The following is a 26028-nucleotide window of genomic DNA, read 5'->3' as shown; positions in this document are numbered from 1 at the left end:
GCTCCTATTAAAAAATAGTTCCATTACTTTTCATTACACAAATTTCCCATCATTCAAACCATCTTTTTTGAGGTACCTAAGTAGTTACTTCCAGGGACCCTTATTTTCTGCAGTAACGGCGTCCGGAAGCAATAACTAAAGAATTAAGAGTCCCAAATCCCAAATCGCTCCTATTTCGTGCAGGGAGAGCCTTTTTGCCGAAATAGAAGCTCCCAGAGACTCTTATCTGTTGGCGAAAGTGTGCGTTCGATCAACCGGCCGCCGTCAAGCAGCGAAACACCTTGCGCTAGGCGCTTAGCACTGAGCTGAGCGGTGCGAACCCGCTCATAACTTCTTCCTGCTCCAACGAAACAAGCGGCAGTCTGAAAAGTATCGTCCCAAACTGTGCTTTAACGGCCGCACCCTTCGTGGTCCGTGGAAATCCGAGACCAACTTGCCGGGCGCCAGGCGCAACTGCTCCGTCCAGTCACTCCGATCTCCCGGCTCAGTCAACCCGCCTTGTCACTCCAATCTGCACAGCACCGCAGACTCGCCTTGTCACTCCAATCTGCACGACACCGCTAACTCGCTTTGCCGCTCCAAACCACACGGTTACCGCAGACTCTCCTTGCCGCTCCATTCTCCGCTCAGTCGACTGCACTGGCGCTCCATTCTGAACGCACCGCCGACCCGCCCAGTCGCTCCGGCCCAGCCTCCCCGCCTAAACGCCCCCGCCTGTCCGCTAGCGCGAAACGCCCCGCTACGCGTCCCGCCCGATCCTAAACGTCCAGGAGACGGGCGGCACGGCTGCGGTCCCGTTATTGTCGGCCGCTTCGACGACGAGCCGGTGCTCGCCCTCGGCCAAGTCCGTGTCCGGTACGAACCGAACACGCCCCGACAGCGGATCGTACCGGTGATCCACAACCATGCCGTCCAGCCACATCCGGATCGTCGACGGATGAACGCCGCTTCCTTCGTCCGCGACCGCCGCGCAGATTGCCGGCCTGCGTTCCAGACACGCCTCCTCCGGAGCGGGAGACAGCGGTTCGATAAGCGGGCCCTCCACGTCTTCGTTCAAGTCCATATACTCCGCTCTAAAATGATCCAGATAAATCGTACCCGCCGTCTTCCGGGCGGCTTCCGCTTGGACCAGGGACAACGAGCGTACCCTCACAGGAAATACGACCGTCCCGGGAACGCCGGCATGCACGTACTTCCACCCTTTCCAGTACACTCCTTCGTCTCCGGTCATGTTCAGGCGATATAGGCCCCCCTCGGCATCGGTCATGTTAAGCCGCAGCATATGCCCCTTCGCGTCCCCACACACCCAGACGCCGAACCGCCAGGGAGCACCGCCGATACGGCGTCCTTCTCTGCCAACGCCGCCATCCCCGTCACCGCCGTCTTCACTGTCTTCACCGGTCAACCGGATGACCGCTTTCCGATACACCTTTACAGTCCGTGAAATCATAGGTCAGCTTTCCGGAAAAGGTGCCGTACCGCACCGGCTGGGGGCGAGCGGCGCGAACGAGCGAAACCGAACCTTCAACGGCGTTCACCCCGCTAGCGGTTATACCGTCCAACTGCTCAAAATCGGCGATTATATCAGGCAGAAGCCCGACCCGGATCGCGGCCTCGACCTTGGCTTCCTTATAAGAAGCCGAGACGACTCCTTGTCCGAGCTGCCCTGCAGTGTGAAAGATCCCTTCCGCCGTCACATAACCGGCTCCGCCTTCCACCGTCCAGACGAGCTGCTCCGGCGAGAGCCAGATCCGCTCGTCCATCGCGTCGTAAGCATACGCCCGTAACGGCCGGACGCCGCCCGGTTCTATCACAAGCGGAGACGGTTCCAGCTGCAGCCGGGAGACCGCGCATAACACGGAAATGTCGGTCCTCTGCCTGATGTCCCCGCACCTAACCGAGACCCAGCCGCTAGTGTCCGTGTATCCCGCTGTGAACACCCCCGCCTCGTCCAGACAGCCGATCTCCCCGCCCAACTCCCAGAGCAGCTCCTCCTGCCGGATCGCAACCGCATTGCCGTAAGCGTCCCGTCCTTTAACGGCAAACGGGACAATGCCGCCCGCCAAAACTCGGACTTTCTGCCCCGGCAGCATCACGAGCTCCTTCAGTTCACCGGCCGGAGCCGTGCTTGCGATGGCGATCGCATTGCCGACCGCCCTTTCGAATCCGTCAGACGGCCGGTTGCACAAAACGGCGCGCTCCTCACCGGGCCTGCGCACATAACAAGTGGTCGAGCCGCCGCCGTCTACATTAATGGCCTGCTCCATGCCGAGCGATTGCATGTAATAGCCGCTCTCCGCCAGCGTAATCCCGTCGGAATGTCCGGCCTGCCGCCCGTCTGCCGAGAACAGGTACAGCTTCCCCCGCTTCACCGCAATGATCGTGCGGGGGTGGCGATCGCTGTTGTGGCGGATCGCCGGGTCGAGCAGCCCGGAAGGCACTTCGCCGTCCCTCAGCAGAACGCAGCCCAGCGTTGAGCTTCCCGATACGACCTGGATCGCTCCGTCGATGTCCGAACCGAACGACACATCCAGCCGCACCCTCATACCCGGAACAAGGTGTCTGCCCACCCACTCCGCCTTCACTCCGGCGGCCGAGAGCACCAGTTGCCCTTCCCCGATCGCCGTATCGGGCGCTGCCGCAACCTGTACGACCGTACCGGATACCGTCCTGCCCGGCAAAATCGCTCCATTCCCTCCTTCGACGGCAATAACCGCCTCGACTTGATCGCCGGACGTTCGGGTCGATTTGCCGTACCGGAAATTATACAGTACCGCCTGATCCCGGCCGGAAGAACCCCAAGCCCGGTTCAGCATGTCTACGCGCACGGCTACCCCGTCCTCCCCGGTTACCGTCATCTCCATCGGGACCGCTTCATGAAGATTAGCCGTGCCGTCCCTCTTGACGGCCATCAGCACTTTCGTCGTCTGCGGTGACGTAACCGCCTCTCCATTCGTCACTTGCAGCCCGGACGGAACGCCGGCATAGCTGAAAAAATCCCCGTTGTATCCGGCGACAATCCGTTTGCCCCCGGCTTCCAACTGACGCAGCATCTCCCCGACCGTCTCGAGACCGGTGACCCCGCCTCCGGACGAATACGCCTCCAGACGCAGATAAGGATCGGACACGTCCACCTCCGTCATTTGCACGGACAGCTGCAGGTCCAGTCCTCCCAGCTCGCGACTCGTATGATAAACGCCCGGCGCCACCTGGTAAGACTCCTCCTGCTTGACGACCCATTCCCGTACATTCCGCGCGTGATTCATCCCATTCATCCCTCAATCGGTTTCAAAAATTCTATATAATCAATTCGGTTTATAAAATGATTTGATTAATCTATCATAAGGGAGCCGCTGAAGTTTGGCAAATCCTTTTTGGCTCTTGGAACGCCCGGAGAGTAGCTTGTCGGAGAAGCTTGCTGCTGGGCAACGAGAGAGACGTGTCCCCCAGAAGGTTCGCCTGACACGGGAACGTCCTCATTTCCAAACGAAAGGACCTCAAATTCCGCTGTAAAGGGGAGCTCAAGGTCCTTTTTCTCATAAAAAAGCAGTTCTAAACGGGACTCCAAAAATCGCAAAATGACTTGTAGAACAGCCCTTGCCCCTTGCTATAATGATGCCGGCGGCCAGCTCACCACGCCTTCCGGGAGCGATGCAGCCGCCCTTCTCCGCAATCCTTCACTTTCCATCAGACCGGATGTCCAGGCATTCCAGGATCTCATTCGATACAGCGCCGATCTCCTGCGATCCGTCAACCGTCCGCAAGATTTCTGCCGCTTTGTAATATCCTGCCAAACTGTCGGTAAGGTCTTTATTGATACGCAGCCGCTCTAGAACCGTCGATTCCTGATCGTCTTCGCGATGAATCAACCGTGCCTCGCACAAGTCGCAGCAATCGGCGTTTTTGGGAGGTTGATGGATGGTGTGATACGAAACGCCGCACCCCGAGCACACCCTGCGTCCCGTCAGCCGTTCCAGCAAAAGCGTCTCGTCCACCGCAACATCAATCACACGGTCGATGCGCATGAAACGGGATGCCAAATATTGATCCAGCGCCTCGGCTTGAATAACGTTTCGGGGAAAACCGTCCAGCAGAAATCCTTTTTCGCAGTCGGCCCGGGCCAATCGTTTAACCGCTAATCCGATCGTCACCCCGTCCGGCACCAGCTCCCCCTTTTCCATATATTCGCGAGCCTGCAGACCAAGCTCCGTCCGCTCCTGCGCCGCTTTTCTAAACAAGTCCCCTGTTGAAATATGCGGAATCCGCAAATAATCCGCAATCCGTTTCGCCTGCGTCCCTTTTCCGGCGCCCGGCAGCCCAAGCAGTAAAATAATCATTCGGTATCCTTCCTCTCCGACCATGGAATTTTCACAGAAGCGTGTAACCTGAAGCTGGAACCTCTCCTCCTTATACTGGAAAACTTTTACCGTTCCCGGTGTGACAAATATCACATTCTCTCTCTACTATCGGCGGTACAATGAGTTACATACTCTTCCATGTATACGACAGCAGCGGCCTTGTCGCGGATATTTCCGCCGGGGCAACCTAAAATCTTGGTAGGGAGTTGAGCGGATATGAACACGATCGCCACCAGGCGTGTGCCACTGAAGCAATTTATCCCTGTTGTAGCGGAAGAATGCCGGAAGCTCGACTTGTACTGCCTCTTATCGCTGGCCCGCGAAGACGATTACCGGCCTTTGCTTCTGAAAATTGTCCATACGCTTCATTCCAGCGGTTATCAATCGCTCGGCGACGTTCTCGACATGAACGAAATCCAGCTAAACAAAATAAAAGGCATGGGCGACAAATCAAGGCAATCGCTGCTGGACTTATTGGAGCGCGCCTCCAGACGGACCGACATTCTTCTCCGAAGCCCCTACGGAATCTCAGAGAACCATAAGGCGCAACCGAACTAACCGGATACGGTATGTGGGAGGCGGGCGGAGCCTGAACCTGCTTCCGTGTCCGTTTTCCGTGTTTTCCGAGCACGCGTTCCCCCTATCCCCCCTATTTCCTCCACCCCCTCCCCTTCGGCAGCACGACACCATCCACAAAACTCCAATTCTGCAACATCCGGAAGTTTACCTGCGTCTAAGAGTAAGCGATCTCAATAACAGGAGGGGTGCCATGAGCCGGAAGGCCAGAATCATCGCTGGGTGTACCGCTGTCGTTGTTCTCATCGGCGCTTTGCTGTACATGTTCCGAGTAACGGGCAGTGAAGTTGTCGTCTACTCGCTGGTGCAAATGAACCCGGAACAGTTGAACAACGAAATCATTTTCAAAGATAAACAAACGATACGCGCCTTCACCTACGCCGTCCGATTCGCCAACAAACAGCCGGGCGTAGCCAAGATGGCGCCTCCTGCGTACAAATTCGTTCTCGATCACGAGGAGTACTATTTATGGCTGCTCCCGAAGCAATCGTTCGGCGAAATTGCCAAGGTGGGAGAATCCGGAACCGTCTACAAATTAAGAAAAACATCGGCTGCCAGCCTGCAAAGGATTTTGCGGCTGGAGTGAAGACGTCTGCCGCCCGCAGCTATGCTTGCCTCCGAGAATATGCCTCCCCTACAGCAGGGTTCGTATCGTTCGAGACGAGCTTGTCCATATGGCTTCCGCAGCTGCCGCTCTCCCCTCTTTGCCGTGGGGAGGGCGGAGCGCCGTTTGCCGATCCCCGGCATTCCTTCTACTATTTACCGGACGCCTGCTAGTTTCCTGCCTTGCGATAGATGAATCGGCTCATATAAACGGGTGCGGATGCGGGTTCAGCTGTTCCTTCGTAAGCGGCCGATCCGCGTACCCCAGCCGGACCGGCACCTGATAGACCCGCTCCAGCCCGGCTACCCGGCTCAGCTGATAGCCGAACGTCATCGGCAGCATCCCGGGGATGAGCACCTTGACGCAAAACAAGCCGCTGCGCTCCGTTTCCGGCGAAGTCTGGTCGATCACGATGACATCGAGCCCCAAGCGGCGAAACCGCCGGACCAGATCCAGCAGATCGCCGGTCAAATCGGCGCGGGAGGCTGTCGCACCATCGCCGAACTGTTCCCGAAACGTCTGCAGGGGACGATCCGGGGCGAGCAGATATTGTAGACGCTCCTCCGCTTGGGGCAATCCGTACAGCAGGACATGGTGCATCATATGCGTGACTAGCGACGGGTCCGCAACCATCCGCTCCGCTTCCTCGCGAGCTTCCGCAAAAACGTCCTGCAACTGAAACAGCATGCCCGCCAGCTCGTGTACGGCGCTTTTCGCCGCCCGCAGCGGGTCCGGGTGCGCTCCTGCCGCGCACAGAAGGTTCAGCTTCGCCTCCCCCGAAGCGATGGTTCTCGCCACCGCCCAAATCGCAGGAATGCCGTTCTCCATCGTCATGTTGTAGAGCGATACTTCGTAACCGGCCACCGCGCGCAGCCGGGCTACCATCAGTTGCAGCTCCGCGTCGCCGGAGCCGGGGTCCAGCCGGGGAAGCGGCAGCCTGGCATACCAGGTCAGCAGAAACGAGTCGCGCTCCACGACCTCCAATACACCATGCAGGATCACTTCCTCCAGACTCCCCCCGATCGCACAGCCGTTGGACCCTTCGTAGACGAATCCGCCCCCGTAGTTCAAGCTGTAATAGGCGAGTGATTCCGGGACAAGAATCGGACGTTCCAGCAGAAAGGAATACCCCCATACCCAGTCCATCGGGGCGTCCGCCTCGTACGGCTCGAACGGAAAATCGGTCAGTGCGTACTGCTCCGCCGAAAACAAGCCGACCCGGACCGGATTAAGCGCCTGATCGGCCAGATGGTTGTAGCTGTCGCGCACGACCGTCCGTTTGCCGCGCGGTCCTTGGCCGCAGTTCCGCTCCAAAGCTTCCAGCACGGCGGTTAATTCGCTGGACGCGAAGGAATGGCTTCGCCCGGCGGATATCTCGCTCCCGAGCGCGAACGACGGAAGGCTCATTCGTACCGAGGCAAACACCGAGTCGGTGTCATACACTTTCTCGTTAATCAGTCCGAGCCGCGAATCCACATAGGAAAGGAGCAGATCCCGCATATCCTCCAGCCTGCGGCTTCGATAGCTGTCCGCATGAGCTTTCGGTCTGGGCTGCAGTACAAGAGCGGCGGCCTCCTGCGAATCAGCGGGAAGACGGCCGCAGGCCGGACATAACGGGTCCGGCAGGAAGCGGTGAAGCGAGCTCTCGAGCGTATTCAGGTTAACGATCGCCATATGCTCCTGCAAGCGGGAGCGCTTCCCCAGCAGCACGTTCCGGATTTCCCCGGCAAGGATATGGGCGGTCTGCCATAACCCGGCCAGCGGCGGCGGTCCCGCAGCCAGCATGCCGCCTCCGGAAGCAGCGCCTTCGATCAACGCTGCATAGTCCCGCCGTTCAGGCCGGCGTCCGATCAAGAGCCGCCGCTGATCGGCGCACCTGGAGCAGCCCGCCGTTCCCGGACGCACGAGCGGGCCTGCGAACCCTTCGTCATCCACGGCAAATCCGCGCAGCCAAGGAACGCCGGTCCGTCCCAGCACTTCCTCCGCGTCCTCATAATCGTCGGCGTATCCGCCGTCGTACACCACTACTGCGAGCTTCGCCGCACCCGGGATGTCCGCGGATAAACCGGTCTGCCGGATCACCTCGAATGGGCCGGAGCCCGATAATTCTCTGCCTACCAAATCCGCTAATATCCCTTTGCCGACAACCGGCACGGTATGTTTCAAGCGAAATCCTCCTGTTGCAGCGGCCTGCGCCGAAGATGAAGAGCGAACCGAATCCGGAAGAAAAACAGAACGAATGCAAGAGGCTGCACCGATCGTATAGGGCATACGTCCATACCATATGGATTTGCACACATACTATGTCGTTGTAGTGATCAAGAAGAAAAAGGCGGTGAAACTAATATGTCCGGTATCGGAGGCTTTAGCTGCGGAGGCGGCTTTACCAGCACGGGTGTGATCCTCGTCCTGTTCATCCTGCTCGTTATCGTATCGAGAGCGTTCATCTAGTCTCGATCGGCACCCGGGGGGTGCCCAAAGCGGCAAGCTGGCGCTCGTGCGGCGTCAGCTTGCTTTGCTTTTCGGCGACGGAAGGCAGAGGTGCGGGCGCCCGCCCGCTCAAGTGCGCAGCCCTCCCTCCAGACGGGCGCTGGGGCGATAGGATCCGACAGGGAGCTGAATGAGGCACGTCTCGCCTTGCGGAGCGAACCGGTAGAGGGCATCGCAGGTAGCGCTGTCGAATCCGAGCAGCGGGCGCCCGCCCATGCCGAGCGAAGACGCCGCCAGCAGCAGCCGCTGCACGAGCAAGCCCGCCTCCATCTGCTGAATCCGGTAGCCGCGGTAGCCTAACTCAGCCTTGTAGAAATGTTGCGGACCCGCCACGTGCAGACAGATCGGCACTTGAAATAAATTGACGTTATCCAGATACATACCCCGCTGCAGATCAGCCCGGTGATCTCCGGGGTTGAGCCGCCGCAGCGCGTGTACGTCCGGATCGTAGCGGTAAGCTCCGTCTGGCACGCCCTCGACATGGGTGAAACAGCCGTACAGCTGAACGCGCGAAGCGGGAACGCCGGGAGCTGCATCCAGATCGCTGCGGAACCGGCGGTCGGCAGCTTCCTGCAGCATCCCGCCAACCCGTGCCCCCGGCGGGCGGCTCATCACGAAGCCGGCTTCCGGCGACTGCCGGCGGCGGCACTTGTCGGCCAGATCGCCTACCAGAACGCCGGTACGGGGCAAATAAACCGCCCGCAGTGCGCTGTCCGCCTGCGGCTCCGGCGCAACCTGCCGGAAAACGCCCGAACGCTCCAGCATGGACGCTTCGTTCATGCGGACCAGCATCGGGTAAGGCTTTTTATTTCGCGATCGCTCCAAAACCACGGGGCGGATGGGGTCCAGCTCCCGGTCCAGCTCGGCCGCCCGGACATCGCTTTCGGCCCGCCCTCCGTCCAGAAACCAGCCGTCCGCCGGCTCCGTGGAGAGCGGAATGATCGCATACACGCTCTCTTCCTCGCCCGCTACCCCGAGCAGACGATGAACCGCCCGGTCCAGAAACTGATAATACAGCCCGCATGCGAAGCCGAACCGGTCCGCCACTTCGAGCGTTTGCCCGATCAGCGCGCCGGTGTCCAGCCCTTGCAGCCGATAGGCCAATTGATTGTACTTGTAATAATTTTTCCAGAACACGGTCGATATGAAAATTGCGGCAAAGCAGGAGCGCATCTTGCAGCGGTTGCCCAAAGCACGCTCCATATACGGATCAAAGTTGCCCCGGCGAAGCAGGAGAAGCCGGTGATGGGCGGCATCGTAATGATAGACCCCGTCCGGAGCGCCGTCGATTTTCAAATACACATAAAGCTCGTTCGGATACAGCCCACCGCCCGAAGGAACGAACCGGCGGTGCAGGTGCATGGAATTCAATCCCGGATTCATCGATCCGGGAACGCATACCTGACTGAGCTGCGTCAATCCGTACATGTACCACAGCATATGCCCGACGCTCGTCAGATCGGGAGAGGCGGGCGCGCTCCGTCCGGCGAGAGCAAGAGGCACTTCCGCACATAACGGCACGGCCGGCAAGCCCCGGTACAGCTTATATTTGAACGGGGCATCCTCCCAGTCCACTTGCCAGCCGGACGATCCGGACTCGCGAGGACTCGCATGGAGATTGCGCAGATAAGCTTCCAGACTCATCCCTATCCCTCCTCCCTCATCGGACCGGCTACGGGAACGGATGCGGATGCACGTTGAGCTGCTCTTTTCGGAGCGGCTGCTTGGCGTAACCGAGCTTCGCCGGAACGTTCAGCACCCTCTCCAGCCCCTCCACGCGGATCAGATGGTGGCCGAACGTCATCGGTAGCATCCCCGGTATAAGCACCTTGACACAGTGCAGTCCGTTGCGTCTCAGCTCCGGAGCCGTCTGGTCCACCACGATCACATCCATACCCAGCTCGCGAAACGTATGAAGCACGTCCTTCAGATCGTCGGTCAGGTCGGCGCGGGCAGGGGGACGCCTGAATTCCTCCGCGAACGTGCGCAGCGGCCGGTCGCCTCCGAGCAGGAAGTGAAGCCGCTTCTCGGCCTCCGGCAAACTGTATACCATCGAATGGTCATCCATCGTCCGCACGAGCGCCGAATCGTGCAGCATGTTCTCGTACGCCGAACGGTTCGCTTCGATCTTCTCATCCAGCGTCAGCATCATCCCGGACAACTCATGGAGGGCGCCCTTCACCGCACGCACCGGATCCGGATGGGCCGCCGCCGCACAAATCAGATGAATCCCTTTCAGTTTTTGATTTTTCGCGATGGCCCAGATGCCGGGTATTCCGTTCTCCATCGTCGCATTGTACAGATGCAGCTCGAAGTCCGCCACCGCCTGCAGCCGGCCTATCATCAGCTCGAGCTCCCGGTCGCCGGCGGAGTAGGGGTCCAGACGCGGAAGCGGCAGCTGCGCATACCAGGTCATCAGAAACAAATCGCGCTCCACCACCTCCATTATGCCGTAAAAAACAGCCTCCTCGAGGCTGCCGCCCAGCGCGCAGCCGTTGGACGTCTCATAGACGAACCCTTGTCCGCAGCTCGAGCTGTAATAGGCAAGCTGCTGCGGCACGCGAACCGGTCTTTCCTGCAAAAACGAATACCCCCAAACCCAATCGATCGGCTGGTCCGGATCAAACGGAGTAAACGGGAAACCGGGCTGCCCGTATTGCTCCTTGCCGTACAATCCGACGGCGGCAGGGTTCAGCGCCTGATCCGCCAAATTGCGGTAGCTGTCCCGGATCACGGTCCGCTTGCCGCGGGGAGCCATCCCGCAATAGCGCTCCAGGCCTTCCAAAATAGCCGCCAGCTCGCTGTCCGCATACGAATGCGTCCGCCCCGCCGTCGCCTCGTCGTGGCCGAACATCGGCAAGGTGACGCTCGCATCGGCGAACGGCGACAGGAAGTCCATCCGTTTGCTGTTCAGAAGGCCGGTCCTGTAATCCAGATAATCGGTCGTCAAAACCTGCCTCAAGTCGGCCAGCGAACGGCTGCGGTAGCTGTTCGGACTTGTCTTCGGGCTGGGCCGCAGCACGATCCGGGCCGCCTCTTCCGTGTCGTCCGGCACGTTGCCGCAAACCGGACATTCCGGGTCCGGCAGGATGACGTGGACGGAGGCGCCCAGCGACTTCATGTCGATACCGAACACCCGTTCTTCCAGCCGGGAACATGCGCCCTCCAGCACGCTCCGAGTTTCCGCGGCAATCAGCTGCGCCATCTGGTGCAGCCCCGTTCGCGAAGCCCAACCATCGCGCGCGATGCCGCCGGACTTGTCGAGAAGCTGCTGCAGCCTCCACGTCTCCTTCCGGTCGCGTCCCGCCATCAGGATGCGGGTGTCCGCACATCCGGAGCAGCCGGCGGTTCCCGGCCGGACGAGCGGCCCGATCCGGCCTTCGCCGAAGGCCACGAACCCCCGCAGCCACGGAATGCCCGCCGCCTGCATAGCCTGTTCCGCCTCGCGATGGACGGAAGGAGGCCAGGCGTCGTGCAGCACCAGCGCAAGGCTCGTCTCCGCCGGCACCCCCGCGCCGAGCCCCGGCAGCCGTACAAGCTCGCATACGTCCGCCAGCTCCCTGCCCGCCATATCGGCCAATAACCCTTCCCCTACAACAGCAACGACCCGGTTCATCAAGGCTTCACCTCCCGCAGCGCAACGCCTAGCACAACTCCCGGCATTTGTTTCAGAAAAGGCTCCGCCGCCAGATCCGCCAGATGGAGCTGCTTGCCGTTCCTTCGCAGCATATGCAGAGCGTCCCGCACATTGGCCGGCGTAGCGACTTCCCCGCTTGCCGGGATCGCCACGGGGCCGTACGTTCCTCCGCCCTGCACAATCGACGAAGCTTCCACCGTTTGGGCAGCCCCCCTGCCGGCTTCATTTTGCCCGTTCATCAGCGCCCCCTGCAGCGCTTTACGCAACGCCCGGGTCAGATTCAATCCCGCGCTGCCGTACCAGCGGCCGCCTGTACCGACCCATACGACCGGTAATCCGAACAACTCTTCTCCCAAACCGACTATCGGCATCCCCCGCATGATCGTCAGAGCCTGCAAGTAAAAGCGGCACCGTTCATCCTCCACAGCGCCCAACTGCAGCGGAGTGACAACGGGGGCCGCCCCTGCATTCCGCTTGGCCAGCTGTCCGTCCAAACACGACTGGATTCCCCGGGCAGCGGCTTCCGCAGCCGTCGCCCCCGCTCCGACACCGGCGGCCTCGCCCAGGCGGCCGATTGCCAGCCTCGACACATACGCCTCAAGCCCGGCCAATCCCGACTCCCGCCGCGCTTCCTCATGAGTAAATCCGCTGCATACCGTCTCCGGCAGCAGTCCGGCAGGTCCATCGCCCAGCGGATCGGCCGCTTGAACGAGACATTGCGAGAGCGGGAGCTGGCGCAGATCCGCTTCCTCCCAAGCGTGGAAGATCCCCGTCTGCTTCGAAGTCAGCTGATTGAAATAATGGAGCAGCCCGTTCGTTCCGCCTCCTGCAGATGCATCTACCAGCCTCGCCTCCGCCTCCGGAATCCATTCTGGCGCTAATTGCGCGCCCGCGCCCGCGTCCGCCGAAGGATGCGGCAGCACTTGATGCCAGCTGCCTTCAAGCGTCTCCAGATTGAGCACATACAGCCCATTTCTCAGTCCGGATTCCCCGGTTTCCGTAACGGTCTTCAAATGTTCGAACACGAGCACGTTCGCCAGCATCGCCGCTGCCGTAGGCGAGAACGCGTGCAGCTCCGGATCTTTGTGAATTTCCGTCCGGTGCAGGCGGCGCCAGGCCGACTCCCAGGTCACCTCGGCATCCGGCGCGACGAGCGGACCCGCCACGCCCGCCTGGTGCAGGAACATCGCCGGGAACAGCCGTTTCCCCTCCTCTCTGCAGACCGATTGAAGTGTTCGCACTTCCCCGATGTCGCCGTCCGGAGACACGTACATGACGGCTTGGAACGGCCGCACCAGCTCCCGCCAAGCGGCTTCCCCGCTGCCCGGCCAAGCGAGCTCCTGCACCTCCACCTCCGCATCCGCTTGATAGGCGTGCCGCACCAGCTCGTTCAACCGGCTCCGGTTCGTCGGGACCGCGTCCGTAAGGATTACGCGAAACTTGGGAAGCCCGGACTCGAGCAAGGCGGACACGAGCGATAAGACAAAAGGACCCGAGCCCACCGCCAATACCCGGGCCTCGCGGTAACGCTCGAACCGGTACGCCCCGGAAGGGCCGAAACTGTCCAAAAAAGCAATCTGCGAGCCGTATCGCTCCACAATCGCCTCCGGCAGCAGACAGGGCCGGTCTAAGCTGACATCCCGGGCAAAGCCATTGCGGAACAACGCCTCGGCGATCGCATATACCCGTTCCGTGTAAGGAGCGGACAGCCCGTCCGTCAGTTCCTCAAGCGTATGCTCCCCGTTAAACATCGGGAATAGCTTCTCGATCCACCGGTCCATCATCTCGCCCTCCATGCGGAAGGTGCCGACGTTATTGCGGAAATATACGCCTCCGTCAGGATCAGGGAGATAAAACGTATCTCCCTTTATTTTCAGTCGCGCCGCTTGCGTCAATTGGTTCATTCCATTCCCCCCCGGCTATCCATTAGGCGGTAATACCCGTTCTCTGTCATCTTATGTAGACCTATTTGTCCCTCATGAGTTGAATTCGCAAACAGAGCGGATTCGATAAGCAAGGGGCCCCCTCGTCCGCCCTACTACGGGGAAGAACTTCACTGTTCCGGCGTGTAAGGATTAAAAAAAAGACCGCTTTAGCCTGTAAATGGCTGTAAACGGTCTTTCCCCTGGTTTGGAGCAAATTCCTGCGGGTGTGATGACTTGGTGGAATTAACGGCAGCGGTGATGGCAGTTTCCGGCGCAGTTATGACAGAAGCCTCCGCAATTATTGCAGAAACCGCCGCAAAAGCCCCCGCAGAAACCACCGCAAAAGCCGATGCAAAACCCGACGCAAAACCCGCCGAACCCGACGCACAGCCGGGATGGATCGGCCGGATACGGCCCCGGCTGATACGGATGTCCCGCTTGATAAGGTTGCCCCGGCTGATACGGGTATTGCTGATTCCAGGGTGTCACCTGACCGGTCTGAAACTGGGAAACGCTTAGCTGCTCAAGCTCATTTTTGAATTCATTCATTGTGTCAGTACCTCCGTTATGTTGAATTCCGATTGCTGATGCGAAACGTTTGGGGATCGCTTGTGAGTGATGATTCAATTTATGGGGAAGCGTCCGCTCTTGTTCCTGATGAAAAAGCCCATTTTTGGGCGAACGACCCGGCAATCTCTCCAGTTAACTCGCTTCCGTTCAAACGCCCGCCGCTGCTTGCCGGCTCATCAACATAAAGCCCTTTCCACCCATTAGCTTCTAGATGACCAAATGAAACTTTTCCCCGATAAACAACCTGGCAGCCCCTATTTCGGATTTTTTGGGCCCTAGCACTCCATGGACCTTTTCTTTTCCTCCGAGACGTTGAAAAAAAGACTACCGATGGGCTCGGCAGTCTTCATGAGGACCGTTGCTTAGGGGGTGGTCGCGCCCCTCTGAATCAGGACTCCTGCTGCAGATCGCCATCCGATCCGTTCAACCGGACGGGACGTCTCTCTCTCGCAGACACGTTGGCGGCGGCCGTCGCTTCGAACGTGCGGAACGCATCCGCGTAATCGGAACGGATCAGCGACCGGTCTCCGGTCCGCACCGCGTGCAGGAACGCGGTGTTCTCCTGAACGTAAGGGTCCGTCAAGTTCCGGTATTCGGTCGTACGGTCCCGGCCGATTTCCTTCAGCCCGGAGAAGCGGATTTCCAGTACGCCTTCGCTTGTGTACATATCCAGCCCGTTCGTATGCCCCCTGGGGAGCATGCACGTGTTGGAGATCGTCGCCGCTATGCCGCCCGCAAGCTTCATCGTGACGGTTCCAACATCCGGCACATCCATATCTTCCAGTGTACGATGGACATGCACGTTCCCGTAGACCGCATACACTTCGGTAATCTCGCCGCACAAATAACGGACCAGGTCGACCACATGCGTGCTCTGCTCCATGAACTGGCCGCCCGAGCCTTGCATCCGTCTCCACCAAGGCGTCTTCGGCATCGTCCCCATCCAGTAGCCGAGAGCCAGACCGGTCGTCGCTTGCTGCAGCAGCTCGCGCGCTCTGATAACGGAATCGAGATAACGCCAGTTGTAGCCGACGGATGTTACGAGCTGGCTGCGGACGACGAGGTCCCGCACCGGTCGGAGCGGAGCAGGGTCAATTCCGAGCGGCTTTTCGACCAGAAATGGAATTCCGCGTTCAGCCGCGCTGCGTTCCATATCCCCGTGCGCCATAGGAGGGATACAGATATACAATGCATCCAGTCCCGCCGAGTCCATCATCTGTTCGGCGGTCCGGTACGCCTTGGCGTTCGGCCAATTACGCGCCGCTTGCTCCGCCCGTTCCATGCTTTTGCCGCAAAAGCCTACCACCTCTACACCGTCCATACGGGCTAACAGCTTCTGATGCTTATCGGTAAAATTACCCGATCCGATAAATCCGATGCGCTGCTTCATAGGAGCATCTCCGTTCTGCCGGCCAGCTTGATTCGGCGGGCATCGTTCTTTTATAGGGAACCATGTTCTATGAATATTATAAAAGTAAACCCGGGCGCTATCAACACAATTCGCAAAAATACGATCGATCCCGCGACAGCTATCACGCCGACCCGAACTTGGGCTCTTACCGGATCAGCAGGGAGCTTCGGGAACGCGCTCCGACCTCTTATGCGACGGGCAAAAAATGTGTAACCGAGCTGTTTGCCTATTTGAACCGGCATCTGGAACCCGGCGAAGAAGCGGAGCTGTTCGCCTGCTGGGCGGATAACAGCGGCCGGTTCCCCGAGCCCCGAAACCCGGAGCTGGACCTCGTGCTGGAGCTGAATACGTTTGAGCTGGGGGAAGAATTCGAATGGAAGCAGCAGCAGGATATTCGGGTTAAGATAAGCATTTAATCGGCTGCTCGAAGCCTTTCCGCATATCTAGTGCTCGGAGTAAGAGAGGCTGGCTGTTCTCGTGAGCAGAAGGATCAGCTTTGTTGAAACCTGCTTATCTCTCATCGGAGCCTAAAAAAGCGGGCGGCGCTTCAAATCGGCGATACCGGTAAAGCCGTCGCCTCTTGCTTCCAGATGCCGCGTCCGTTCATCCGGGCATCCGATTGCAGCGATTGGAACAGCTCCCTCCAGCGTAAGTCCGGCGGAACGGCTTCCGTTATCGCGTAACCTTCGGCGATCAGCATGGCGTTAACCATCGTCCCGTCGTCGAGATAAAGGTAAGCGGGGATGCGGTCTTCCGAATCCCGCTTTGTCGCATCGATCTCGATACCGACCGTTTTCCCTTCAAGTTGTTCCAGGATGGAGCCGGCGGCCGCCTTGCCGAGCTGCAAGCTCTGCTCACTGCCTTCTCCGCCTGGTGCCGGGATGTTCACGCCGATGAGCCGGACCGTTTCCGCTGCCGGGTGCTGCTCTCCGATCGGCAGGACCTCTACAGCAGCGCCATCCGCCACTTTGCTTACGACCCCGGGCCGTTTGGAACGCGAACTGATGAGAATCGTCCGGGTGTAGCTTTCCCATCCCACCTCCGCGCCAAGCGCTTCCGCTACGAAGCGAACCGGCATCAGCGTATGGCCCCCGACTACTTGCCCCGGAACGGGCAGCACGATCATCTCCTCATCTCGGTACGCCGCCGCATCCCCGATTTTGTACTGGAGGACGCGATCTCCCCGGGTCGCTTTAAAGGCTTTCATTTCTTGATTCCATTCGACCGTGGCTCCAAGCTCCTCCAACAGGTGGCGAAGCGGAACGAGCGTAATCCCTTCGACAGTCACCGGCTGAACCTCGAATTCGATCGCGTTTCCGTTCAGCATCAGCTTGGGCTGCGCCTGTTGCTCTGCATGCACGGGCGTGAACAGAAGCAGTAATCCGACAACCAGGATGACGGCGGCAAATCGTTCGAACATGGAAGATATTCCCCCTTTCATTTGTTTTCCAACTTATGTAAATACGCCGAAATCGGGCAGAAGTTGCATGAGAACCCGAAATTCGATCAAGCGGCCGCCCATCCGGTTAAAGATGCAAGGAACGCAAACAATAGGGACCGAACTGGAAACGACTAGAAAAACCTGGCGATTGTTGTCCGTCTCAGCGTAGCCATCCATCCGCCTGCATCCTCCCGACTGCAGCCGATAGGGCGCGTGAACCGTTTTTTCTCCCTTCGCCGACCCTCCTTTCACGTCATTCGTTGTCAGCCCTCGTTCCGAACGGCCTCCTCTTCTTCTGCGAAGAGCGGTATTTTTTTCAAACGATAGCTTCCTCCGGTTTCTAAGCTTTTCCGAATGTTTCACACCGGCAACCTGTTTCGCAAAAACGCCAAATGTTGTAATGTATACATGTCTCCTTGGAACTTTCACCTCCCTTTCGGCGTCAATAATAGGGGGGATTTGTCCCGAAGGTATGAACGTCCCCCTACATAGAGAGAATAGTAAAAATTGGATGGCTGGAGGAAATACGTATGGAAAAGCAAGGGCATTTACCCGTACTTGGCATCGTCGTACCTTGCTATAACGAAGAAGAAGTGCTGCCCGAGACCGTATCGCAGCTTACCCGGATGCTGGAGCGGCTGGTACGCGAGAAACTGATCGCGGACGGAAGCTTTATGCTGTTTGTCGACGACGGAAGCCGGGACCGGACCTGGGAGCTGATCGAAAAGTACCGGAGCTCGAATCCGAGAGTATCCGGCCTGAAGCTTGCCCGCAACGTCGGTCACCAGAACGCGCTGCTCGCCGGACTGAACCGGGCCCGAAACCGGGTCGACTGCGCCGTCTCGATCGATGCGGACCTGCAGGACGATCCGGAAGTGATCCGCGAGTTTATGATCAAGTACCATGAAGGGTTCGACATCGTCTACGGCATCCGGCAAAGCCGCGAAACCGACACCGCCTTCAAGCGCAGCACCGCTCAGACGTTCTACAAACTGATGCGCAAAATGGGCGCCGACATCGAATACAACCATGCCGACTACCGGCTGATGAGCAAGCGGGCGCTTGAGCAGCTCGAGCGGTTCAAGGAAGTCAATCTGTTTCTGCGCGGCATCGTGCCAATGATCGGCTTCAACACGACGCGGGTTTATTTCGACCGGAAGGAACGGTTCGCCGGAGAATCCAAATATCCGCTGAAAAAGATGCTCGCCTTCGCCTGGGATGGCATTACGTCGCTCAGCGTGACACCGATCCGTCTCGTGACGGCCGCAGGCTTCATCCTGTTCCTGATCAGCGTCGTCGCCGCACTGTATTCCGTCATCCAGAAACTGGCCGGCAATACCGTCACCGGCTGGACCTCGCTGATGCTGTCGCTCTGGTTTATCGGCGGCATCCAGCTCATCAGTCTCGGGCTGATCGGCGAATATATCGGCAAAATCTACAAAGAAGTCAAGCGCCGGCCGCTCTACATCGTCGACAAAGACCTGCACGCCGCGTCGGAGTCAGAGTCAGAGTCGGATAACCGGACTTCGCCTTTGGCGGCGTCGGACGAGCCCCGTCCTTCCGATCTTGGGCACGGGCTGGGGATGCGGTCATGAAGCTGACGGCGCTTGTGGATCGCACGTTTCTCCGTTTCCTGCTCGTAGGCGTGCTGAATACGATTGTCGGCCTGTCCTCCATCGCCTTTTTTCTGAATGTGGTCCATGCCGGTTATTGGGCTTCGACCTTTCTCGGCAATACGATCGGAGCGGTGGTCAGCTACTTTCTGAATAAACGGTTTACTTTCCGTTCGAATACGAGCATACGCAGCAGCCTGTGGAAGTATTTCCTAATCACATTCATCTGTTACGGTCTATCCTACGGGGCCGGGCTCGCCGGCGGCCGGCTGCTGGCTGCCGTATTTCCGGGGTTCTCGGCCAAGCTGCTGGAAAACTTGTCCGCTTTGTTCGGCACAGGGCTGTATACCATCATGAACTACCTGGGACATAAAATTTTTACGTTCCGGCCGTCCGGGACGGTTGCGCAGCGGGCAGGTGAATCGTCATGAGGCGGGCATCCGGCATATCGCCTGTATCGCTTGGGACGATGGCGGCCGCTGTCGCCGTGTTCATTTATGTTTTGTTCGTGAAGCCAATCGTGGGAATCGCCGACAACGGGGATTTTCTGCGCATTATGACGTCGGTCGGATTGGATTATTTAGATCCGAATCTGTTGTACGAGGATAAATATTTCGGCCATTTTATCCGGGAGTTCAAACTTGTTCCTCTCGGGATCGGCGGCTACGCTTCGACTCAGGTTCCATTCGTCATTCTGGCGACCTGGCTGAACCGGCTCGTTTTCAGTACAACCGTGTTCGATATGCGCTCGATGGCGATCGTGTACTCGGCGCTGCTGCTTGCCGCGTTCGGGGTGATGATGCGCTATCACCGCGCCTGGCCGCTCATTGCCCGCATTGCGCTTGGCTTGGTACTTGTGTTCATGTTCGCCGATGTCGGCTATATCGGCTACTTTAACTCGCTGTTCGGCGAGCCGATCTCGTACGTCTTTCTGTTGCTGACCGTCGGGCTGGCGCTCGGCCTTTCTTCAAGCGAACATCCCACACGAAGGCTGCTGATCTTGTTTTTCGTCTGTGCGATATTGCTGACCGGCTCGAAGGTGCAAAACGCTCCGGTAGGCGTGCTGATCGCCTTGCTCGGCCTGCGTTTCCTGCGGATGCGCAGCGACGGGGCATGGCGCAAGACGGTCATCGGCTTCTCCGCTTTTCTGGCCATCGGCTCGCTGGCGATGTACGTGCTGGCGCCGAAGCAGCTAAAGGAAATCAATATGTACCAGACGGTGTTTTACGGCGTTCTGAAAGATTCGCCTACGCCCGAGCAGGATCTGGAGGAGCTCGGCATTCCGAAGGAGCTGGCCGTTTTGGCCGGGACGAACTTTTTTGAGGAGACGGCGATTCCGCAGCGAGACCCGGTGATGTACGAGAAGTTTTACGACCGGATCAGCCATGGGAAAATCGCGCTGTTTTACTTGAAGCATCCCGGCCGGCTGATGGCCAAGCTGGAGGTGGCCGCGCAAAACGGGATGACAATCCGGCCGTATTACCTCGGCACGTACGAGAAAGGCGAGGGCATGTCGAGAGGCGCCGTCTCGGCCAAGTTCGACTGGTGGAGCGAATGGAAAAAAAACGTGCTGCCGAACACGCTGTGGTTTCTGATCCCGTTCTGCCTGGTCTATTACGCGGTGATCGCGCTGGAACGCCGAAGGGCAGCCTCGCTCGGGGGCAAAATATATACGGAAACGTTCGCTCTCGTCGGCCTCGTCGGCCTGATCTCGTTTCTCATCCCAATTATCGGCGATGGGGAAGCCGATCTGAGCAAGCATCTGTTCCTGTTTAACGTCTGCTTCGATATCATGTTCGCCTCCAGCGTGCTGTGGATCGTTTACCGGCTCGTGGGACTAGCCGGGGGCAGGACGTCGCGGTAATCTGGTTTTTTACCGCCGCACCAGTGAGAGCCACCGGCCTGTCTCTTCCAGTTGGAAGGTACGGGCTTGGCGGCCCTTGGTATGGTTACGCAGGAGTGGTGTAGGCACACTTGTCTTTAAGCTAGTGTCAGAAGACGGCGCGGCGGTTTGATGCGTTGTCAGAGCGATCTGGGGCAGGTTGAGACGCTTCCGCCTAGTTCGCAGCGAATAAGCGGCTCTAACGAGGCTGTCGATTCATTGTGTAGAAGTGATAGCAGGTCGTTCCAATTGAAAAGTTACCTTCTTCTGCTCAAACAGGTTGTCCTAAATCCCTTGATTGAATAAGGATTGTAAGGTAGGGGATTCCAGACAAAACTCGCCAAAAGGTAATCTTTTCCCTTTCCACTTGGTGGTCCACATTGAATCGACAGCCTCTCTAACAGCTCTTATTTTCGCGCAAACGGCAGGTTGGCGCCTAGTAAGAGCGATTTGCAGTTCTTATTCGCCCGCCTTTGCTGCGTTTTCGCCTAGTTCGTCGGAAATAAGAGGCCCCAGCAGCTCTTATTTTCGCTCAATCTGCGGGTTGGCGCTTAATAAGAGCGATTTGCAGCTCTTATTCCCCCGCCTTCGCTGCGTTTTCGCCCAATTCGTCAGAATTAAGAGGTCCAATCAGCTCTTATTTTCTCTCAAACGGCGGGTTGGCGCTTAATAAGAGCTGCAATCATCTCTTATCCACCTTCTCACCCCGGGCCAGCCCGGTTCAGTCATTCCGTCATCCTACGGACCCGGCCTGTCCGTTCCCAACCCAGTCCAGCCGGACTAAGCTGGCCTCAACTGGGCCGGCCCGCGTACTACGATTCCACTTTGATCGCACCGCGATCCCACCACTTGACCGCTATTGCCTTTTTCGCTATTGCCTCTCCGCCCTTGACTTCCCTCTCCTGCTCTTGCCCTCTCATCTCGTTCATCCTGCCGGCCTACTCAACGCCCGCAGCCCCCCCACGCTTCCTTCAACCGGGAAACGCCCGCTGCAATCTGCCCTTCGCTCAAATTGGCGAAGCCAAGCAGCAGCACGGAAGCGCTGATATTCGGTGCCGTACTCATGCTCACAACCGTCTCCGTACTCGTCCCCGTACTCATGCTCACAGCCGTATCCGTACTCGTCCCCGTACTCATGCTCACAACCGTATCCGCACTCGTACCTGTACTCATACTCACAGCCGTATCTCTACTCGCATCCGCACCCGTACTTCCACCCGCATCCGCACTGCCACCCATCCTCGTACTCGCCCCCGTAACCGCAATCTCCGCATCCGCACCCATGCTCGCGCTTACATCCGTACCCGGCGCATAATGAACCGACGCCGGGTGCACGACGACCCCGGCCCGGCGCGCCAGCTCGATCCGCTCCGCCTCCCGCAGCTTGCCGGCAAACGCGGCTGCGACGTGCAGTCCCGCTTCCTCTCCGACGAAGCGGACGTCCTCCGCGAAGGTCGTCTTCAGCGCGGCGACCAGCGCTTCCTTTTTCCGGCCGTAGGTGATTCGCATCTTCTGAAGATGCTTCGCCCAATGTCCGTCCCGGATAAACCGCTCCATCACCAGTTGATCCACCCGCGACACCGACTGCGGATAAAAAGTCAGCCGTTCCTTGTATCTCTCAAGCAGAGCGTGCGGTAGCACCATATAGCCGAGCCGCAGCGATGGCATCAGCGCCTTCGACAACGTCCCCACATACACGACCTTGCCGCCGCCGAGCCCCTGCAGCGCGGGAATCGGCATGCCCGCATAACGAAACTCGCTGTCGTAGTCGTCCTCGATCACATACCGGCCATCCTTCTCCTCCGCCCACCGCAGCAGCTCCGTTCTTCGCGCGATCGGCATCACCATGCCCATCGGAAACTGATGCGAAGGCGTCACGTACACGATATCCGCATCCGACTTCCTTAACGCGTCGACGGCTAGCCCGTATCGGTCGAGCGGCACGAAGGCCGGCTCGACGCCCATCGCTTCGAACAGATGGCGTACCCGCGAATAACCCGGATTCTCCATCGCATAGCTGCTCCAGAGTCCGAGCAGCTGGACGAGCAGCATCAGAAGCGTTTGCGTGCCGGCGCCTACGACGATTTGCTCCGGCGAGCAGACAACGCCCCGCGCTTGATACAAATACCGCGACAGCTCCCGCCGCAGCCCGGGGTCTCCCCGCGAATCACCCAAAGTCGCCAGATCGGTCCGGTCCGCCGACAGCACTTCCCGATACAGTCTCCGCCAGGCGCCGAACGGGAAAGCCGCAATATCCACCGCCGCGTGATCGAACGATATATCCGGCGCCGCCTGCTTCTTCCCGGTCTCCTCCGGCGGGGCCGCAGGACGACGCTCCACCGCCTGCGCTCCACTGCCCCCCGACATCCCGATCTCGCCGGCATAATAACCGCTGCGCGGGCGCGCGACGATATATCCTTCCGCGACAAGCTGCTGATAGGCGGCATGTACGGTATTTTGGCTGATTTTCAAATGAGCGGACAAGCTGCGTTTGGACGGCAGCTTCGCATGAGGCCGGATCGCGCCGGTTTCGATCTCGCTCCGGATATACCGGTACAGCTGCCGGTGAAGCGGGCCGGCCCCTTTCGTTATGAAAACGGGAGTTAGTCCAATCATCGTCCACTCCTCCATCTGATACCATCCATTAATCAAATTCTGGTGCTTCTCTACGGTATCACTTTCCGTTATACTCGGATGGAATCAGGAAATCAAGCAGAAAGCGTGGAACATTTCATGTCGGCGGCAATGACTAATAAACGCGCATTCGGACTCGCGGCTATCTTGCTCGGTTCGGCTTTTTTCGGAATCGGGGGTACAGTGCTGGAATGGTTACATACGAATCGCAGCTTCGACCTGGGGGGACTCGTCCCGCTGAGGCTTATCCCGTCCGGTCTGCTGCTTCTCCTCTATCTGAGGCTGCGGGGACACGACCTGTGGGCGATTTGGAAGGATCGTTCCTCGCGAAGCGGCATCGTTGCATACGGGATCGGCGGCATACTCGGCATGCAGTTTTCTTTTATGCAGACGGTGGAGAACGGGAGCGCCGTAACGGCAACCTTATTTCAATTTCTCGGCCCCGCCCTCATAGCGGTTTATATAGCATGGAAAAACAGGCGGCCGCCCTTCTTGACGGAATGGTCGTCGTTTCTGATCGCACTGGCGGGGATCGTCCTCGTCTTGACGAACGGCGTCTTCGGAGAGGCCGTTTTCTCGAAAGCCGGGGTGTTGTGGGGGATCGCTACAGCATTTGCTTTTGCCTTCTATACGGTGTATCCCGTCCGCCTGCTGGACCGCTGGGGAGCGCTGTTGTGCAGCGGCTGGGGGATGCTGATCGGAGGTGTGGTGTACGGCGGCGTCTCGCTGCCGCTTCCGGGTACCGCTTGGCTTCCGGCGGGCGAGTACGATGCCCTCTCGATCGTCTTGATCGGATGTGTCATCGTATTCGGAACGGCTTGCGCCTTTACGTTATGTGCAGCCAGTCTGAAATATTTAAGCCCGACCGAGGCGGGCATCCTCTCCGGCATGGAGCCGCTGGCGGCCGTGATTACGACCGTCCTGTGGCTGATGAAGCCGTTCGGCTTGTGGCAAACGGCGGGAGCGGTGCTCATCGTAGCCTCCACCGTGCTGCTGTCCGCGAAACCAACAGAAGGGCTGCCCCGGCCAGCCCGAAACAACCCTTCCCCTTCCACCATGAGGACCGGCCCTTGACCGGTCCTTTCCTTCTCTTTTTCCCCTTACCGGCTCCACCCAGGCTCAATCCTTCCGGTCCTTCGGAAGAAAAACCGCCAGTACGCCGAGCAACGGCAAATACGCGCACAGCTTCATAATATAAGCGATGCTGGTGGCATCGGCAATCCAGCCGAGAACGACCGATCCGAGTCCGCCAAGACCGAAGGCGAGGCCAAAAAACAACCCCGATACGAGTCCCACATTGCCGGGAAGCAGCTCCTGCGCATACACGACGATGATCGAAAATGCCGACGACAGGACGAATCCGGCGCAAGCCACCAAGATGCACGCCCAGAACAGGTCCGCATAAGGCAGCAAAATCGAAAACGGCGCCGTGCCGAAAATCGACAACCAGATCATGTTCCTTCTCCCGTACCGGTCGGCGAGCGGTCCGCCAAAAAACGTTCCGGCAGCTGCCGCAAACAAAAAGGCGAACAGAAACAGCTGCGCATGCTCGACCGTAACCCCGAAGCCGTCGATCAAATAAAACGAGAAAAAGCTCGTAATGCTCGACATATACACATACTTCGAAAATACGAGAAAAACTAAAATCAGGACCGCGGACACGACCTGGAACCGGCTCAGCTCCATGCTCCGCTCGCCTGCAGCTCTACGCTTCGATGACGGCCTGGGAGCCGCCTGCATCTGTTTGTACCATCCTGCGACATAATACTGGATGGCGATTCCCGCCAACGCTGCAAAGGCGAACCAGATCACGCCGAACTGGCCGAGCGGGACGAACAGAACGGCCGTCATAATCGGACCGAGCGAGCTGCCGATGTTGCCCCCTACCTGAAAGATCGACTGGGCGAGGCCCCTCTTCCCTCCCGCCGCAAGATAAGCGACCCGGGACGATTCCGGGTGGAAGATGGCCGATCCGATCCCCATCAGAATAACCGCCAGCAAAATGGTCGTAAAGTTCGGGGCCATCGCCAGCGAGACGATACCGGCCAGCGTAAAGACGACCCCGGCGGGCAAAATGTACGGGCGCGGCCGAATGTCCGCATACGAGCCGACGATCGGCTGCAAAACCGACGCCGTAATATTCATCGCGAAGGCGATCCAGCCGATCTGACTGTAGGACAAGCTGAGCGATTCTTTCAATATAGGGAAAAGTGCAGATACCGTCGACTGCATCGTATCGTTCAGCAGATGGACGATACTGATGGCGAACAGGATCGGAAATACGGTTTTTGAGACGGGTGCTGCCTGGTTCGCCGTTCTTGCCATGCTGTTCATCTCCCAAGTTGATCTTCACGGCCGAATCGAATCATAACGGCTACTGAGATTATGCGATTATAGCACGATCGCAGATCAAGTCAACAGAAAAAACGGGTCCTCTCTCCCAAATTCCAATTATGTTACATGAAATTTTTTCAATTTCTTCAACAACCTAGAAGTGTTTCAGGTGTTATCTTATTGAAAGACAAAAGGAGTAACTGAAAGTATTGAGATTCAATATTGTTATTTCCCTTTTCGGGAAGAGACAACATTTATAGACCTGTCTGCAAGGATAGAGTCTATGAATGAATGTCAATTCAAAAAAATTACTTTGAAGGGAGGTGATGAATAATTTGATTTATTTGTTTGAAGAGGATATTGCAAGATAATAATCTATTGGAAGGAGAAAGAAAATGAAACCTATTTATTCAAAAAAAACGATTAGTAGTTTATTACTAGCCCTTCTTCTCTGTTTTTTTATCCTAAATTTCGAAAGTACGACTCTCTAAAAACGTGAAAAGGGCTCCAAATCTTTGGTAGAATGGTGTTTGTCTAGAACACATCACCCAAA

20 protein-coding genes are annotated in these 26028 nt (G+C 58.2%); 9 read left to right on the top strand and 11 right to left on the bottom strand.

What is annotated here, in order from left to right; translation table 11 throughout:
• Positions 1 to 739 precede the first annotated feature (739 nt).
• The 3 genes from IDH45_RS33000 to IDH45_RS32990 form a co-directional block, all read right to left on the bottom strand.
• Positions 740 to 1450, bottom strand: a complete 711-nt coding sequence (locus IDH45_RS33000) for a hypothetical protein (protein WP_190932414.1) — start codon at positions 1448 to 1450, stop codon at positions 740 to 742.
• Positions 1395 to 3266 carry a phosphodiester glycosidase family protein gene (locus tag IDH45_RS32995; RefSeq protein WP_190932413.1) on the bottom strand — a complete coding sequence of 624 codons (1872 nt, stop codon included), beginning with the start codon at positions 3264 to 3266 and terminating at the stop codon, positions 1395 to 1397. Before IDH45_RS32995 ends, IDH45_RS33000 begins: the two co-directional genes overlap by 56 nt.
• Positions 3267 to 3677: 411 nt before the next feature.
• Positions 3678 to 4337: an adenylate kinase gene (locus tag IDH45_RS32990; protein WP_190932412.1), complete on the bottom strand. Its 660-nt coding sequence runs from the start codon at positions 4335 to 4337 to the stop codon at positions 3678 to 3680.
• Positions 4338 to 4574: 237 nt separating this feature from the next.
• Here IDH45_RS32990 and IDH45_RS32985 point away from each other — a divergent pair, with 237 nt between their 5' ends.
• Together IDH45_RS32985 and IDH45_RS32980 are read left to right on the top strand one after the other, a co-directional pair.
• Positions 4575 to 4916 (top strand): DNA-directed RNA polymerase subunit alpha C-terminal domain-containing protein, encoded by a 342-nt coding sequence (locus IDH45_RS32985; RefSeq protein ID WP_190932411.1) that lies wholly within the window; start codon positions 4575 to 4577, stop codon positions 4914 to 4916.
• 211 nt (positions 4917 to 5127) lie between these two features.
• Positions 5128 to 5520 (top strand): hypothetical protein, encoded by a 393-nt coding sequence (locus IDH45_RS32980; RefSeq protein WP_190932410.1) that lies wholly within the window; start codon positions 5128 to 5130, stop codon positions 5518 to 5520.
• A 219-nt stretch (positions 5521 to 5739) separates the two neighbouring features.
• On the opposite strand, the gene IDH45_RS32975 is transcribed toward IDH45_RS32980, so the two are convergent.
• Positions 5740 to 7704 carry a TOMM precursor leader peptide-binding protein gene (locus IDH45_RS32975; protein ID WP_190932409.1) on the bottom strand — a complete coding sequence of 655 codons (1965 nt, stop codon included), beginning with the start codon at positions 7702 to 7704 and terminating at the stop codon, positions 5740 to 5742.
• A 180-nt stretch (positions 7705 to 7884) separates the two neighbouring features.
• On the opposite strand from IDH45_RS32975, the gene IDH45_RS32970 reads away from it, so the two are divergent.
• Positions 7885 to 7989, top strand: coding sequence for a sporulation protein YjcZ (locus tag IDH45_RS32970; RefSeq protein ID WP_190932408.1), 105 nt, complete (start codon positions 7885 to 7887; stop codon positions 7987 to 7989).
• 108 nt (positions 7990 to 8097) lie between these two features.
• Here the strand turns inward: IDH45_RS32970 and IDH45_RS32965 are convergent, their stop codons facing one another.
• From IDH45_RS32965 to IDH45_RS32955, 3 genes are read right to left on the bottom strand one after another with little or no spacing between them, the layout of a single operon-like run.
• A complete protein-coding gene (locus tag IDH45_RS32965) occupies positions 8098 to 9672 on the bottom strand; it encodes a SagB family peptide dehydrogenase (protein WP_190932407.1) in 1575 nt (524 codons plus the stop codon).
• A gap of 28 nt (positions 9673 to 9700) precedes the next feature.
• Positions 9701 to 11644, bottom strand: a complete 1944-nt coding sequence (locus tag IDH45_RS32960; RefSeq protein WP_190932406.1) for a TOMM precursor leader peptide-binding protein — start codon at positions 11642 to 11644, stop codon at positions 9701 to 9703.
• Entirely contained in the window at positions 11644 to 13569 is a 1926-nt protein-coding gene (locus tag IDH45_RS32955; protein ID WP_190932405.1) for a putative thiazole-containing bacteriocin maturation protein, read from the bottom strand. Before IDH45_RS32955 ends, IDH45_RS32960 begins: the two co-directional genes overlap by 1 nt.
• Positions 13570 to 13824: 255 nt before the next feature.
• On the opposite strand from IDH45_RS32955, the gene IDH45_RS32950 reads away from it, so the two are divergent.
• On the top strand, positions 13825 to 14109 hold the full coding sequence (locus IDH45_RS32950) for a hypothetical protein (RefSeq protein ID WP_190932404.1): 285 nt from the start codon (positions 13825 to 13827) through the stop codon (positions 14107 to 14109).
• A 439-nt stretch (positions 14110 to 14548) separates the two neighbouring features.
• On the opposite strand, the gene IDH45_RS32945 is transcribed toward IDH45_RS32950, so the two are convergent.
• Positions 14549 to 15550: a Gfo/Idh/MocA family protein gene (locus IDH45_RS32945; RefSeq protein ID WP_190932403.1), complete on the bottom strand. Its 1002-nt coding sequence runs from the start codon at positions 15548 to 15550 to the stop codon at positions 14549 to 14551.
• Between the two features lie 62 nt (positions 15551 to 15612).
• Between IDH45_RS32945 and IDH45_RS32940 the strand changes: the two genes are divergently transcribed.
• A complete protein-coding gene (locus IDH45_RS32940) occupies positions 15613 to 15987 on the top strand; it encodes a hypothetical protein (RefSeq protein ID WP_190932402.1) in 375 nt (124 codons plus the stop codon).
• A 131-nt stretch (positions 15988 to 16118) separates the two neighbouring features.
• Here the strand turns inward: IDH45_RS32940 and IDH45_RS32935 are convergent, their stop codons facing one another.
• On the bottom strand, positions 16119 to 16991 hold the full coding sequence (locus IDH45_RS32935) for a stalk domain-containing protein (RefSeq protein WP_190932401.1): 873 nt from the start codon (positions 16989 to 16991) through the stop codon (positions 16119 to 16121).
• Positions 16992 to 17542: 551 nt separating this feature from the next.
• Between IDH45_RS32935 and IDH45_RS32930 the strand changes: the two genes are divergently transcribed.
• The 3 genes from IDH45_RS32930 to wsfD are packed head-to-tail and all read left to right on the top strand — an operon-like array spanning position 17543 to position 20489.
• Positions 17543 to 18607: a glycosyltransferase family 2 protein gene (locus tag IDH45_RS32930; protein ID WP_190932400.1), complete on the top strand. Its 1065-nt coding sequence runs from the start codon at positions 17543 to 17545 to the stop codon at positions 18605 to 18607.
• Entirely contained in the window at positions 18604 to 19056 is a 453-nt protein-coding gene (locus tag IDH45_RS32925) for a GtrA family protein (protein WP_223837241.1), read from the top strand. Before IDH45_RS32930 ends, IDH45_RS32925 begins: the two co-directional genes overlap by 4 nt.
• On the top strand, positions 19053 to 20489 hold the full coding sequence (gene wsfD, locus IDH45_RS32920; protein ID WP_190932399.1) for a glycan biosynthesis hexose transferase WsfD: 1437 nt from the start codon (positions 19053 to 19055) through the stop codon (positions 20487 to 20489). The genes IDH45_RS32925 and wsfD overlap by 4 nt, the downstream gene beginning before the upstream one ends.
• 960 nt (positions 20490 to 21449) lie before the next feature.
• Here wsfD and pdxR read toward each other — a convergent pair.
• The gene (pdxR, locus tag IDH45_RS32915) at positions 21450 to 23159 is read right to left on the bottom strand and encodes a MocR-like pyridoxine biosynthesis transcription factor PdxR (protein ID WP_190932398.1); all 1710 of its coding nucleotides are present in this window, start codon (positions 23157 to 23159) and stop codon (positions 21450 to 21452) included.
• Positions 23160 to 23252: 93 nt separating this feature from the next.
• Here pdxR and IDH45_RS32910 point away from each other — a divergent pair, with 93 nt between their 5' ends.
• Entirely contained in the window at positions 23253 to 24215 is a 963-nt protein-coding gene (locus tag IDH45_RS32910; protein WP_190932397.1) for an EamA family transporter, read from the top strand.
• A gap of 45 nt (positions 24216 to 24260) precedes the next feature.
• Here the strand turns inward: IDH45_RS32910 and IDH45_RS32905 are convergent, their stop codons facing one another.
• Positions 24261 to 25466 (bottom strand): MFS transporter, encoded by a 1206-nt coding sequence (locus tag IDH45_RS32905; protein ID WP_190932396.1) that lies wholly within the window; start codon positions 25464 to 25466, stop codon positions 24261 to 24263.
• Between the last annotated feature and the right edge of the window lie 562 nt (positions 25467 to 26028).

It is taken from the genome of Paenibacillus oceani (genome assembly GCF_014705615.1).
Lineage (GTDB): Bacteria > Bacillota > Bacilli > Paenibacillales > NBRC-103111 > Paenibacillus_AB > Paenibacillus_AB oceani.
This window is presented reverse-complemented; position numbering and strand designations above follow the sequence as displayed.